Consider the following 12,582-nt stretch of genomic DNA (forward strand, 5'->3'; position numbering starts at 1 on the left):
GGCACCGCCATCGCCGTTGCGCTTCAGCTCGCGACTGATCGTGCCCGGGCTGCGGCCCAGCGTCCGCGCAATCGCCCCCTGCGAGCGCCCCAGCCCGCGCAACGCACTGATCTGATATCGTTCTTCCTGGGTCAGCTGCCTGTAGTGCCTCATCGGTACGCCTGAATGGGTTTGGGGTGAGAGCCACCCATTCTACGGCGGCAGCTGGCCCACCCCTTCCGGGTTCAGGCGTTGCAGTTATTCTGTGAATTCAGGTAGCAAGTGTCAATCGCCCTTATAATTAATAACAACATGATTTAGCAACACCCTATCCGCCCCCCATCGCATTGCAGTAATATTTATAAGGCTACAACCTGAAGGCAGAAAAATGCTAAAAGTGCCCGACTCATTTTCTCCGCCAGTATTAAAATACCTATAATAACCAACTTTAGAAACCTGCAGTCCAGAAGCATGCAACTCTGACTCACTTAAAGACCTAGAAAGCTCAAAAACAGCTACAGCTTGACGTCTAGAAAAACCAGAAACATTTCTCAGGCTATACTGAAGCTCAAAATTTCCTGTCACCCCTAAATCTGAGAGGCTGTCAAAGATAGCACACTTTTCTTTATACTTATCTAGATTTATATCAAAACCTGATGCAACCGCAAGCTTCTCTTCCTTTTTTATAAAACCTGACAAAGCTGGGAATTTAGTTAAAACAGACTCTGACGGCTCAGGGTAATTATCTAAATCTTTTTTTATCTTAACAAACGCCGAATTTTTTTCCCGATTGCTAAAACTATCTTGCACAGCATGTCGAAACCAAAAGAAATTTGGTGACCTTGAATCAATAACCGTAGGGCAATGTTCATCTGTCTTCATGTGCCCCCCTTTTTCAGGTATAAAAATTCGTCCATCAGAATTTCTCTTGCAGATTCTAGCTTGACCTATATTTATAAACGGGAATCGCACCTCCCTGCAGTTTGAAAGCTTTCCATCATAAATCCCGGAAAATCCTTTCGACATCACCACATTAAAGCCAACAAAACTATCCTCTACATAGCACTTGATTTTTTTAAGATAATCAGAAGCAACCAGGTCATCGTCATCTAAGCCAAAAAAAGCGAATACTTCCCCGAGACCCACATAGCCCTCCAGCTCTTCTCTAACATTAAAATCAGAATAGTCCTCCACACAAATCGTTTTCAAAAAATCAAACTCAGACTCAGCCAGAGTCATTAGGTTTTTATACTTTTCAGGAAGCAAGTCGGAATAAACAACATAATGCCTATAATCGCAACCGCTTCTATCCATCGAGGCTAACTGGGGAAGACTAATATTAAAAAATATATCACTTTTCATCTTCAATCTTTCTTCGGAAAAGAGATCTTTTATGTAATCACAATACTCTTTCTCATGGATAACATACTTCCCAGACCTCTTTTGAACGACACTGAAGAGAGTCAACCCAATAACTGTTTTTTTCATCTTTAAATCTCGAAAAACTAGAAATCAGTGGAGTAGATAACTTCACTCCACTGCTGGCTAATATCTTGCGACGACATGGCATTCATGATGTCAGTCGCCAGCTCCTTGGTCGGCTCACCGCTGACGACGGCTCTCTTGGCATCTTCAAGAGTTCGAGTAACCCACTTCTCTCCCCAAATTTCCGCTGCCCCATCCCAGTCCCAGATGATCGGCGTCGCGCCGGTCAGCATCCCTTCTCCAATGGCCATATGGAAGGATTCGAAGTCTGACGGTGAGAGAATAAAGCCCACCATGGTGAACCAGTCGTTGACGTCGTCACCGGGGGGGTCAAAGATCACTTTATGCCGTAATCTGGGGTTACTGTTGATCCGCTCGAAGACGTTGCGGTAGTAAGCCAGCTCGTCCTCACGCTTGAGCAGCCAGCCGTAGTCCAGCGGGTGCTTGCCCTTCACTCGCAGGCAGTAGCGATCGTCCTCTTCCAGCAGGGCTTCCAGCAGGTCCAGGGCGCGGTCCAGGCGCTTGCGGGCCGGGGCCACGCCGATGATGCCCAGGGTGTAGCGGGCATCCCCCGTTTTCTTCTTGGGCGTGAACTTGCTCTCGTCCAGGAGGTTCGGGATTACCGAGGTCTTCTCGAAGGGAAAGCCGAAGGCCTTCTGCCCTTCCCGGCGGATAAACTCGCTGACGTAGCTGATGTGGTCGATGTTGTCCCAGTTGGCCTCGGCCACGTAGGGCAGCTCGCGCTCTTGGAGGTGAAAACGTGCCACCAGGCGCTGATGAGGCTGCTTGTAGTGTGAGTACCACTTGAGGTTGCCGAGGCACCATTCGCAGAAGATCACGTCGGCCTGTTCCAGCAGGGCACGGCTCTTGGCTTCATCGTGCTTGTTGTGGCCCTGCCACTGGTCCGTCAGGAACTCGAACTGCCCGGTGGCTTCCAGCTTCTTCTGCAGCAGGGTAAAGAACTTAAGGTCGTGCCCCGCCACCAGCACTCGGGTCTTGGCCTTGGGTTCAGGCGCCTTGGGGGCCTCCTTCAGCCACTGGCGTATCTCGTCCACCCGGGTCGAGAAGGTGTGGCGCTCGGCCAGCCGCTTCAGGGAATCGGCGGCCTGCTGTGCCACCTGGGGCTCACGCAGGGCACGGGCCAGCTGGCGGCTGAACTCGGCGTCGCTGTTGGCAAACAGCGGGTAGTCCTGGCCCAGCAGCTGCTCGTGGAGTGGGTTGCGATTGAGAATGGCGGCGCAGCCGGCCCCGCCGTACTCCAGGATCTTGGTGGAGTACTCCACGGTGTCGTTCATGCCCTCGTGGCGCCAGGAGAGCCCCACCCGGGCATGACGCAGCTGCGCCTGCACGGCTTCGCGGGACTGCGCCCCCCGCCAGGTCAGGCCCTGGGTGCTCTTCAGGGCCTGCTGCATACGCTCGGCGTAGTTCGGCTGTTCCGGCTCGTCGTGGATCTTGTCGCCGATCATCACCAGCTCGCTGCCGGCTAGCTCGCGGTGGATGGCGGGCCAGGCCTCGGCCATCTCCAGGGTCATCCAATCGCCCTTGAATTTGCCGGCATAGATGGCCTGCAGGGGGCGCTCACTGATCGGTGTCAGACGCTCGGGAAGGTCCGGAATCACCGGGGTGTAGAGGCGCACCTTGCCGGTATCCAGGTCGGGCACCAGGGCCTGCCACAGGGCCTTGAAGCCCTCGGTCTGGCAGAGCAAACGCTGGCAGCCCTGGGCGATGCGCTGCATTACCAGCCGCTCGTCCGGGGCGTAGTCGCTCAGCGCCTGGGGGATATCGGTCAGGTACATCCAGCACTTGGCCAGAACGTCCGGGGCGTCCAGCAGCTGGGTGGCGATCTCCAGCCCGCGCACGATGATGACGTCATAGGGCGTTTCCCGGTCCAGACGGATGGCCAGCTCGCCCATCATCGCCGGGGTAATGCGCGCAAAGCCCCTGCCCTGCCAGTGCTGGCGGTCGCTGCCATCCAGAAGGGTAATGTCAGCATTGGCCTTCAGCGGAGCATAGAGCTCATCCCGGGCCGGGGTGCTTCTGGCCAGGAACTCCACCTTGGCGCCGCCGGTCGCGGCGGTGGCCAGGGCGATGGTCTGGGCCCAGATGGAGGAGCCGTCGATGTAGTTGAGGTCGGGGTTGCCGCAGATCAGTACTCGCTTGGTCATGGGTTAGCCTCCCACCGCTTGCTGAGCCGCACCGGCGCTCTGGAACTGGTCGCTGTCGGCGAGGTAGAGATCCGGGCGGGTGATGCGCGCCTCCGGGTGAGCCTTGATGGGTTGCTTGAGAAACTCGGCGCTGCGCCACAGTGAACCGCCCAGGCAGGCCTCCCCGTCGTAGGCGAAGCGGTCTTGCCCCATTGCCTTGGCCCAGCCGGCGGCCTCGGGCTCATAAAGGCTGGCGTTGACCAGGTCGCGCAGGTAGTGCTCGCCGTAGCGGTGCTGGGGGCTAAGCCAGCCGGCCAGGGGGGACTCGGCGTGCTGCTCGGCCAGCCAGGACGCCTTCTGGCCCCGCTGCAGCAGGGTGATGTTCTCCGAGAGCGAGCCGGCCAGCTGAGCCAGCCCCGGGGCACAGGCGATGCCCAGCTGGAAGCCGCGGTAGCTCTGCTGGCGGGCAAAGGTGTGCAGCGCTTCCAGTTCAGCCTGGGAGTGGGCCTCGGCCACCAGGGCAACGGCAGGATCGGTCGCCATGCGGGTTTCAAGGCCCAGACGGTCGAAGATGTCGTTCAGGCGATGGGCGTAGGTGTGTTTGGCAAACACCTCGCGGATACCGGCCAGGCTGCGGCGGCGCCACTCGGCGTCGTCGGTCATCAGGGTATGCAGCGCCTCGTCGGCCTCTTCCTGGCTGTGCACCAGCCAGACGGCGTCGCTCTCGAACAGGTTCTCGATGCCCTTGGCATAGGTGCTGACCACGGGGGTACCACAGGCCATCAGCTCGAAGACCCGACGCGAGAACATGGTGGGCGAGTCGGTCACCGAGTTGACGTTGAGGAACACCCGGTAGCGGCTGTACTCGTCGCAGAGTTCCTTGTAGGGCAGGCTGCCCTTGATGCCGGCCTGGTATTCCTCCGGGAAGGGGAAGATGCCGGTGCCGTAGTTGCGATCGAAGATATCCAGGCCGTGCCGGTTGGCCGCCTGCAGCAGCCAGCGCATTGCCTCGCCACGTTCGGCGTGGCGGTTGCCGTACCAGCTGCCCGCAAAGCAGGCCCGGGGCTTGCGGCCCGCCAGCGGCGCCGGCTTGTGCAGCGCCGGCTGGGCGGCGAAGGGCAAGGCGTTGACGTTGGTATTGCCGGTCTTGGCCTGGTAGGAGTCCTTCATGTTGGCGTCAGTGGTGAAGATGTGATCCACCAGCTTGGCGCTGCACATGAATTTCTGGTGATGCACCGGGTCTTCCTTGTTCCAGAACAGGGTGGGAATACCCTTCTCCCGGGCGTACTGGCAGATATGGGCGACTTCCTGGCCGGGCTTGTTGGCGTAGTCCGCCACCCGGTACTGCCAGCTGCCATAGTTGCCTTTCCAGGCGCTCTCGATAAAGAAGAACTCGGGCCGGTACTTCTCGGCCAGGGCGTACCAGTTATCCGGACGGGGCTGGACCAGGTTGACGTCCTGCTCGAAGCAGCCGGTGGTGAATTCGTCCATGATGCCGATCACATAGGGCTTGCCGTTGGGCGGCTGCTCCGGCCAGCCGAGGATGCTGATCTCTTGAGCACCCAGGGAGGGCGGAGTGAACATCTCGGTCTGCCGTATTGCTTCACCCTTGTTTTGACTTTCCGAATTGCACTGGTTTTTGAAACGCCCCAAGATCGCCCCAGCCCACCTGGGGTACCTGAGGTTAGCGACCTTACTATATGGAATGCCCAGCCGCGTCGCGATGGGCACCACAATCTTCCACTTACTATACCGGAGGAATTCCTGAAGGCCCATCCCACTGCGAGTCCGGTTTTTTTTTGACGTCCTGAGACGCCATAAACGAACCGGAAGCTTTAGCGCATCCCCCATCGACCGGGAGGCAGATCTTAAATACAACCCTCCTTTATAGGTCGAGCTAGACCTCAATGCCGAATATTGCTGGCATAAATCTCTATATTTTTTGTTTGCCCTACGGTACTTGGCGCTCACATCGTCGTATTGCGATGTGACCTCTTGATACCTACTCCTAGCGTCACCCAAGTTTTCTTCAAGATCCGCGATCTTCTCAGAGGCGACACGGTATTGCTCTCTGCTGGCCTCCAGACGCTCGTTGGTAAGGCGATGCTTTTCCCGAAGATCCAGAAACGACTTCCGTAATCGCTGTCTCTCATCCCATAGTTTGTAAAGCGCCTTCCCTTGTTCCAGCCCGTGCTCCTGAAGGTTTGCCCGGGCAGCCTCAGTGGAAGAAAGAAACCAATTGGTGGGTGTGGCACTGAAGGTGCGCCAGTAAACGTAGCCCCACTTTTCAAGGAAGCCATGAATCAGCAAAAACTGCTCTTCATTATGCGACTCGATGAATAGGCTCGGCAGATCCTTTTCAATAAGGCGCTTTGCACCCTTGAGGACATCCAGCTCCATTCCCTCAACGTCAATCTTGATCCCCCTGACCGGCTGCTCGAATGTCATACCGTCCAGAGGCACCACGTCCATAGCACTGGCATTGCCATCCGATGGGTCAGCAGCATCAATAAGCGTGAGTGACTGGGCGCCTAGGTTGTCTGGCTTTGACTCTTCAAAAACTGCCTTGGCCTCCGCCGAACCCACGCCTTTTCGTATCAGGGAGACACGCTCTTCAAGGCCATTGAGAGCAATCGACGCTTGCAGCGGTGAGGCAAGGATAGGGTTCGGCTCAAAGGCAACGACACGGCAGCCGACAACCGTTGCCAGGTACAGAGTATGGTTGCCAATGTTGGCACCGATATCCAGAACCAAATCACCTTCGTTCAGCACGGCGCGCATGGCCTGTAGCATCGGTAGCTCGTAGGGCACTGCTTTCTCGGCCAGCATCCCTTGAATATAGTCAGATTCCCAGTCGGGCAGCACCAAGGAATACTGACAACCGTCAACCTCAATAGGAAACTTTGTCTGGCTCAAATGACCTCCAAAGGAAAATAGATAAAATGAAGAACTGCTCTGGCCAAGTAAAAACGGACACCCATCTTAAACAGCAGCCTTCTCCCATTCCCGAGGCGAGAGGCTGCCCAGTGCGGTATGGGGTCGGACGCTGTTGTACTGCATCTCGATGTACTCGACGACATCCAGTCGGGCGGCCTCGCGTCAGGCGTCCAGAAGCCCTACGGCATCGACCACGGCGGAGTGGGTGAGCAGCTTCCCAACGCTGTCGCTGAAAGCGCTGTGCCGGACGAGAACAGCCACCACATCGGCCTGCGCAAGGGCCTCATCAAGGGTGACCAGCTGGCAATTGGCAGCCTGCAGGTTCGCCGGCAGGTCTTCAATGTGGGGTTCCACAATCTGAACGGTACAGCCCAACTGCGCGACCTGCGTGGCGATCCCGAGTGCGGGGCTTTCCCGCAGGTCATCGATATCGGGCTTGAAGGCGATTCCCAGACAGGCGACCTTGAGCGCCGCGCGCGGACGCTCCGGCTGCTGCTGGTGTAGCCGATCGAGCTGGTCCTTGATGCGGTCGAGCACCCACTGCGGCTTGTGATCGTTGACGAGACGAGCAGTCTTGATCAGGCGGGCCTCCTCCGGGCAGGAGTCGACGATGAACCAGGGGTCGACGGAAATACAATGGCCGCCAACGCCGGCGCCAGGCTGCAGGATGTTGACCCGCGGATGCCGGTTGGCCAGCGCGATCAACTCCCATACGCTGATCTCCAACTTGTGGCAGATCGTCGATAGCTCGTTGGCGAAGGCGATATTGACGTCACGAAAGGCGTTCTCCGTGAGCTTGGCCATCTCCGCCGTTCGGGCCGTTGTGACAATGCAGTCGCCATGGACAATGAGCCGGTACAGCTCCACCGCCCGCTCGGAACATTTAGGTGTCATGCCACCGATCACGCGGTCGTTCTCCACTAGTTCGCGAATGACGTGGCCCGGCAGGACCCTTTCCGGGCAGTGGGCGATCCGTATGTCCGAGGCTTCGCCGTGAGTCTGCGGGAAACTGAGATCAGGGCGCGCCTCGGCCATCCAGGCCGCCATCTCCTCCGTCGCTCCCACGGGACTGGTCGACTCCAGCACAACCAGGTCGCCCCTTTTCAGTACCGGCGCAATCGCCAGGCTGGCGGCCCTGATGTAGCTGAGGTCAGCCTTGTGAGTATCGTCCGTTTCATCCTGAACGAAGGGGGTGGGCACAGCCACCAGAAAGGCATCCGCCGGTTCCGGCTCGGTTGTGGCGCGCAAGTATCCTTCGTGAACGGCGGCGTGGACAACGATGTCCAGCTCGGGCTCCACGATATGAATGTCACCACGGTTGATGGTCTCTACGGCATGGGAGTCGACATCCACCCCAATCACCTGTTGCTTGCGGGACGCAAATACGGCTGCGGTGGGAAGGCCGATATAGCCCAGGCCGATCACGGAGATAGTGTTGAATGACATTGATTGTTCCTTGAGGTGCTAACTGTTGTCAGTGCTGGTCGGGGCGTGCATCAGGCCAGAGCGTCGCGGATACGCTGGCAAGCAAGACCATCGCCATAAGGATTGTGTGCTCGGCTCATGGTGTTGTACGCTGCCGAGTCGGTCAGCAACTCGTCGAGGTGCTGCGTAATCCGGTCAATGTTGGTCCCCACCAGCTTGACGGTGCCCGCCTCCACCGCCTCGGGCCGCTCGGTGGTCTCGCGCATAACCAGTACCGGTTTGCCCAGTGAGGGGGCTTCTTCCTGTACACCCCCGGAGTCGGTAAGGATCAGCGTCGCCCGGTGCATCAGGTAGACGAACGGCAGGTAATCCTGCGGTTCGATCAAATGAATGTTATCGATGCCGGCCAGTCGACTGTTCACCGGCCCTTGGACATTTGGGTTGAGGTGGACTGGATAGACAATCTGCAGATCGGGATGTCTCTGTGCAGTTTGCGCCAGAGCCTGGCAGATTCGTTCGAATCCGTCGCCGAAACTTTCCCTTCGGTGGCCGGTGACCAGCAATAACCGCCGATCGTTGTCGAGAAACGGAAACCGGCTGGCCTGCGCCTCGCGAAGAGCGGTATCGGTCTCGAGCCTGTCCACCACTTCCAACAGTGCATCGATGACCGTATTGCCCGTGATGTGAATCGTTTCAGATGCGACCCCTTCTCGCAGCAGGTTGTTGCGTGAGCCCTCCGTGGGGGCAAAATGAATGGCCGAGAGGGAACCGGTGAGCTTCCGGTTGCCCTCTTCAGGCCACGGGGAGAAGAGGTTGCCGGTGCGCAGACCTGCTTCCACATGGCCGACGGCGATCTGCTGGTAATACGCCGCGAGGGTGGCGGCAAAGGTCGTAGCAGTGTCGCCGTGCACCAGCACCACATCGGGCCTGAACTCCTGAAGCACCGGAGTTAGACCCTGCAGTATGCCACTGGTGATGTCCGCCAGCTCCTGGCCCGGCCTCATCAGAGCAAGGTCATAATCCGCCTTCAGTTTAAAAAGTTTCATGACTTGATCCAGCATTTCCCGATGCTGGGAAGTCAGGCACAACCTCGATTCGAACCGTGGGTCTTCCGCCATTTGCCTGACCAGCGGAGCCATCTTGATCCCCTCCGGCCGAGTACCGATGACCGAGAGGACACGTTTTTTGTTGTCTGATTGCCGCCTGTTATTACCGGTCATTTTATCTTCTCGTCACTTTCATATTCATTCCGACGTCAGCTCCTTGGCTTAACGCCTGAACGGATCCGAATGCGGCCCGGAGCATGGTCCGCGCCCTGTCCACCACAAATCCAGTCCAGCTCACCCGGGAGCAGCATATGCGCCCAGTGAGGTCTACCCATACCTGAATACGACCCTGAGATTCTTGCTGTCGCTCAAAACCATCGAACATGCGGGCCGTGTGCATCCACAACCCCGCATGTTCTGGTAGTTGTTATCGAGCAGCACTTGTATACCTTATCAGGCGCCCTTCCTCCCGCCAGCCGAAACTTTGTTGATCGCATCCAGGAACTCAATCAACCGAGGTACTATCCGGAGCGCCCGGCTGTGGCGTTGTCGCTCGCACAAGGATTCCAGCTCGTAGCTTAATGCAGCGAGGACGGGCCCATTGGACCCCTGCCCAAGCGCCTTTAAATGTTTGGGTTTGGTCGGCCATCCGGCCCCGGCCGGTTCGATCGCCCAGTTTCCCCAGTGAATCAGCGTGGGCGCCCCCCCCCCTGGGTCATTACAATATTGCCCGGCCGAACGTCCCGCGTAGTAATCGCCAGGGGCAATGCGGCGAGTTGGTCGCGCCAGTCCTGCAGACTAGCGCGCAGCTGGCTGAGGGCATTGAGGGATTGTGAATCGTTGGCGGCGATTCGGAGACGCTCCAGCATGCTGTCGTTCAGGCGTTGCCACAGCATGGGCCGGGAGCGCTGGTAACGGGTCAACAGGGGTTGCGGCAGGGGGACCTGCAGCAGGGTCTGGCGGATCTCTTCGACGCCTTTGGCGGTGTCGCCCTGCCTGGCCGGGAGCTCTTCAGCTACCTGCAGTACGTGGCAATGGAAGCCGCGCACCTGCGTGGCGCCGATCCATTGCGGGCTGGGGAGGCCATTGGGCGGGTCGGCCAGCAGGGTCGCTTCGTGCTGGGCGTAGGCGCTGCGTTTGGGGGCAAACAGCTTGACGAAGATGCTGGGCTTCCCCGGCGTGCGGCAATGCAGCACGCCCACGTTGGCCACGTCGGTTTGCCACCACTGGATGTCCAGATCCTCGCGAGCGGGTTCGCCGTACATCTCGGCGATGAGCTCGGGTACCCATTGCTGGCGGGCTTCCGGCGTCAGGAGTGTCCAGATGGTCTCTTTGTTCGTCTCCTGGGCCTGGCCGGGCATGAAGACGCTGGAATGGAAGAACAATGCATCCAGCTTTGCCTTCTGGTCGTGCTGTTTCACGAGCCCGGTCACCAGGCTCGACAGCCGGTTGAACCCCTGGCGGGCGAGCAGCAGCGCGATGATCGCCGGGATCAGGCCGGGCGGATCGAGGAACAGGAAGTCGACCACCAGGTAACCGAACGCCAGCATGAAGCCGATACCCGCCAGAACGCCCATCCAGCCGTTGAGGTTGTCCTGGATGCGTCTGCGCAGGCCTTCATTCATGGCAAGCGCAGCAAGCAGTAGCGTGCCCACCCCAAGAACGTACCCCGCGGCCAGAAGCGCCACGGTTTGGTAGAGCCAGAACAGAATGCCCAGCGCCAACAGCAGGAACGCGCTGCCCGCGATCACCTCGGCATGGCGTTTGTAGGCGCGGGCAGCCAGTTCGTCCTGGTTCTCGAACAGGACCATCTTGCGGCTGCGTGCGAGGAGGGTTTTCGACCCTCGCTCGCCGCCGAACTCCACGATGCGTTCGGCCAGCAGATACAGGCCGTAGAACGCGATGGTGGCGGCGCTCAGCGAAACGATCAGCGCGTCGCGGTCGAACTGCTCGAACCCCGGTGGGAAGTAGCGGGGTATGCCGTCCGAACCCAGCAGGATGATGACCTTCAGCGGGAGGAAGAAGGCCAGCAGCATGGAGAGCTGCGACACCAGGGTGAACAACACCACCCCGCTGGTCGCCGCTGGCGCCGCCCAGAAGAACTTGGCGCCCAGGCGGCTGCTCCATTTCAGGCTGTCGAGGATGGCGCGGATCAAGGGGTTGAACCCTTGGCTACCGTGGTTTCGAGCCCCGTAGGAGCCGAGCCCTCTCGGCGATGGGGCGCCGGCCAGGCCCGATCGGCCAGGGGCTGGCCTCCTACGTTTGCGGTGGCCGAGCCCCCTCGGCGATGGGGCACCGGATGGGCCCGATCGGCCAGGGGCTGGCCTCCTGCGTTTGCGGCGGCCGAGCCCTCTCGGCGATGGGGCACCGGATGGGCCCGATCGGCCAGGGGCTGGCCTCCTGCGTTTGCGGTGGCCGAGCCCCCTCGGCGACGGGGCACCGGCCAGGTCCGATCGCGGAGCGTACCGCCGTATGGGGTAATCAATTCCATTGCATCATCCATTGTCGTCTCGCCTCCCGCAGGAGGCCAGCCCTCTGGCCGATTTTGGTAGGCAGAAACCCCATACAACGTTGGTTAGCGGAGCAGAAACTCCTGCGGCGTCAGCGCGGGCACAGGCGATCCGGCGAAATCCTTGACGTTGCGCGTGATGATGCAGGCGCAGCCCGTGCGCTCGGCAGTGGCTGCCACCACGGCATCTTCGAAATCCGCCCAACCGAGCGACCGGGCTCGTTCGAGTTCTGTGCGTCCCACCGCGGATACGTGCAAATGCTGGAGCAGCCAGCTCAATGCCCGATCCGCGGACGTGCGATCCGCATACCGTGCGACCAGGTAGTGCACCGTGGTCGCCGCATGTGCGCTGAGGGCACCTGCTTCTTCGCCCTGTAGCACTTGCTCCAGGACTGCCGCCGAAACACGATAGTGCGGCTCGCGCTTTTGCAGAACATCCAGCAGGACGTTCAGATCGAGCATGATCACGATGAATGCTTGTCGCGCAGGTGGTCGTGATAGGCCTTCTCGGCATCCACATCAGGGGGGATCAGGCCGGTAATGGCTTCCAGCTCGGCGCTTGGCGTATGCTGCTCGAGCGCTCGGAGGTGGCGCAGATGGCGGTCAATCACCTCGGTCATGCTCATCCCGTGTGCCCTGGCATAGGCCTTCGCGAACTCTACATCCTGTTTGGGCAGGCGCACGGTCACCTTGGTGGTTTCCTGTTCCATACGATCACCTCCCGGCATGTATGGCAAATTTGAAGGAATTGTACGGCACGGGCTCATTCACAGCCAGGACGAACCCGAACGCTTGCTCTTTCGCCAAAGATCCCGGCTTGTCGCTTCGCCGCGACCGGGATGATAAAGACGTGGTTTGGCGCCACAGCCCCTGTAGGAGGCCAGTCCCCCCCCTGGCCGATGGGGCTTTGTTCGGCTTCCTGTCGCGCAGAGGGCTGCGCTCCTACAGGATGTCCGGGCCCATCGTAGACATGATGGATTGACCTGCCCGACCTCGAGAGCGTGGGTTATGTTCTCGGGGTTGGGACAACCACCTTCAACACAGAGCCAATATCGAG

Annotated in this window: 9 protein-coding genes and 1 pseudogene; all 10 read right to left on the reverse strand. The window is 59.2% G+C overall.

Features of this window, described 5'->3' with window-relative positions; genetic code table 11:
* Positions 1 to 153, reverse strand: a 153-nt coding sequence (locus F620_RS15005) for a helix-turn-helix domain-containing protein (RefSeq protein WP_155987043.1), incomplete at its 3' end; no start/stop codon positions are given.
* A 111-nt stretch (positions 154 to 264) separates the two neighbouring features.
* Positions 265 to 1,467: a glycosyltransferase gene (locus F620_RS15010; protein ID WP_081621787.1), complete on the reverse strand. Its 1,203-nt coding sequence runs from the start codon at positions 1,465 to 1,467 to the stop codon at positions 265 to 267.
* Positions 1,468 to 1,484: 17 nt separating this feature from the next.
* Positions 1,485 to 3,629: a glycosyltransferase gene (locus tag F620_RS0113515; protein ID WP_019570984.1), complete on the reverse strand. Its 2,145-nt coding sequence runs from the start codon at positions 3,627 to 3,629 to the stop codon at positions 1,485 to 1,487.
* 3 nt (positions 3,630 to 3,632) lie between these two features.
* On the reverse strand, positions 3,633 to 6,524 hold the full coding sequence (locus F620_RS15015; protein WP_081621788.1) for an FkbM family methyltransferase: 2,892 nt from the start codon (positions 6,522 to 6,524) through the stop codon (positions 3,633 to 3,635).
* Positions 6,525 to 6,590: 66 nt separating this feature from the next.
* Positions 6,591 to 6,692, reverse strand: a complete 102-nt coding sequence (locus F620_RS15685; RefSeq protein ID WP_369773823.1) for a hypothetical protein — start codon at positions 6,690 to 6,692, stop codon at positions 6,591 to 6,593.
* A gap of 15 nt (positions 6,693 to 6,707) precedes the next feature.
* Positions 6,708 to 7,991, reverse strand: coding sequence for a UDP-N-acetyl-D-mannosamine dehydrogenase (gene wecC / locus F620_RS0113525; RefSeq protein WP_019570986.1), 1,284 nt, complete (start codon positions 7,989 to 7,991; stop codon positions 6,708 to 6,710).
* A 50-nt stretch (positions 7,992 to 8,041) separates the two neighbouring features.
* Positions 8,042 to 9,190, reverse strand: a complete 1,149-nt coding sequence (gene wecB / locus F620_RS0113530; RefSeq protein ID WP_019570987.1) for a non-hydrolyzing UDP-N-acetylglucosamine 2-epimerase — start codon at positions 9,188 to 9,190, stop codon at positions 8,042 to 8,044.
* 279 nt (positions 9,191 to 9,469) lie between these two features.
* Positions 9,470 to 11,172, reverse strand: a pseudogene (locus F620_RS14540) (hypothetical protein).
* A 419-nt stretch (positions 11,173 to 11,591) separates the two neighbouring features.
* The gene (locus tag F620_RS0113540; protein ID WP_019570989.1) at positions 11,592 to 11,993 is read right to left on the reverse strand and encodes a PIN domain-containing protein; all 402 of its coding nucleotides are present in this window, start codon (positions 11,991 to 11,993) and stop codon (positions 11,592 to 11,594) included.
* Positions 11,990 to 12,235 carry a DUF6364 family protein gene (locus F620_RS0113545; RefSeq protein WP_018871109.1) on the reverse strand — a complete coding sequence of 82 codons (246 nt, stop codon included), beginning with the start codon at positions 12,233 to 12,235 and terminating at the stop codon, positions 11,990 to 11,992. The genes F620_RS0113540 and F620_RS0113545 overlap by 4 nt, the downstream gene beginning before the upstream one ends.
* Between the last annotated feature and the right edge of the window lie 347 nt (positions 12,236 to 12,582).

It is taken from the genome of Thioalkalivibrio sp. ALE11 (assembly GCF_000381205.1).
Classification (GTDB): domain Bacteria; phylum Pseudomonadota; class Gammaproteobacteria; order Ectothiorhodospirales; family Ectothiorhodospiraceae; genus Thioalkalivibrio.

Bases quoted from the DNA above. Each gene is read 5' to 3' on its own strand.
- F620_RS0113515 (WP_019570984.1), bottom strand. From the start codon at position 3,629: ATGACCAAGCGAGTACTGATCTGCGGCAACCCCGACCTCAACTACATC.
- wecB (WP_019570987.1), bottom strand. From the start codon at position 9,190: ATGACCGGTAATAACAGGCGGCAATCAGACAACAAAAAACGTGTCCTC.
- F620_RS0113545 (WP_018871109.1), bottom strand. From the start codon at position 12,235: ATGGAACAGGAAACCACCAAGGTGACCGTGCGCCTGCCCAAACAGGAT.
- F620_RS15010 (WP_081621787.1), bottom strand. From the start codon at position 1,467: ATGAAAAAAACAGTTATTGGGTTGACTCTCTTCAGTGTCGTTCAAAAG.
- wecC (WP_019570986.1), bottom strand. From the start codon at position 7,991: ATGTCATTCAACACTATCTCCGTGATCGGCCTGGGCTATATCGGCCTT.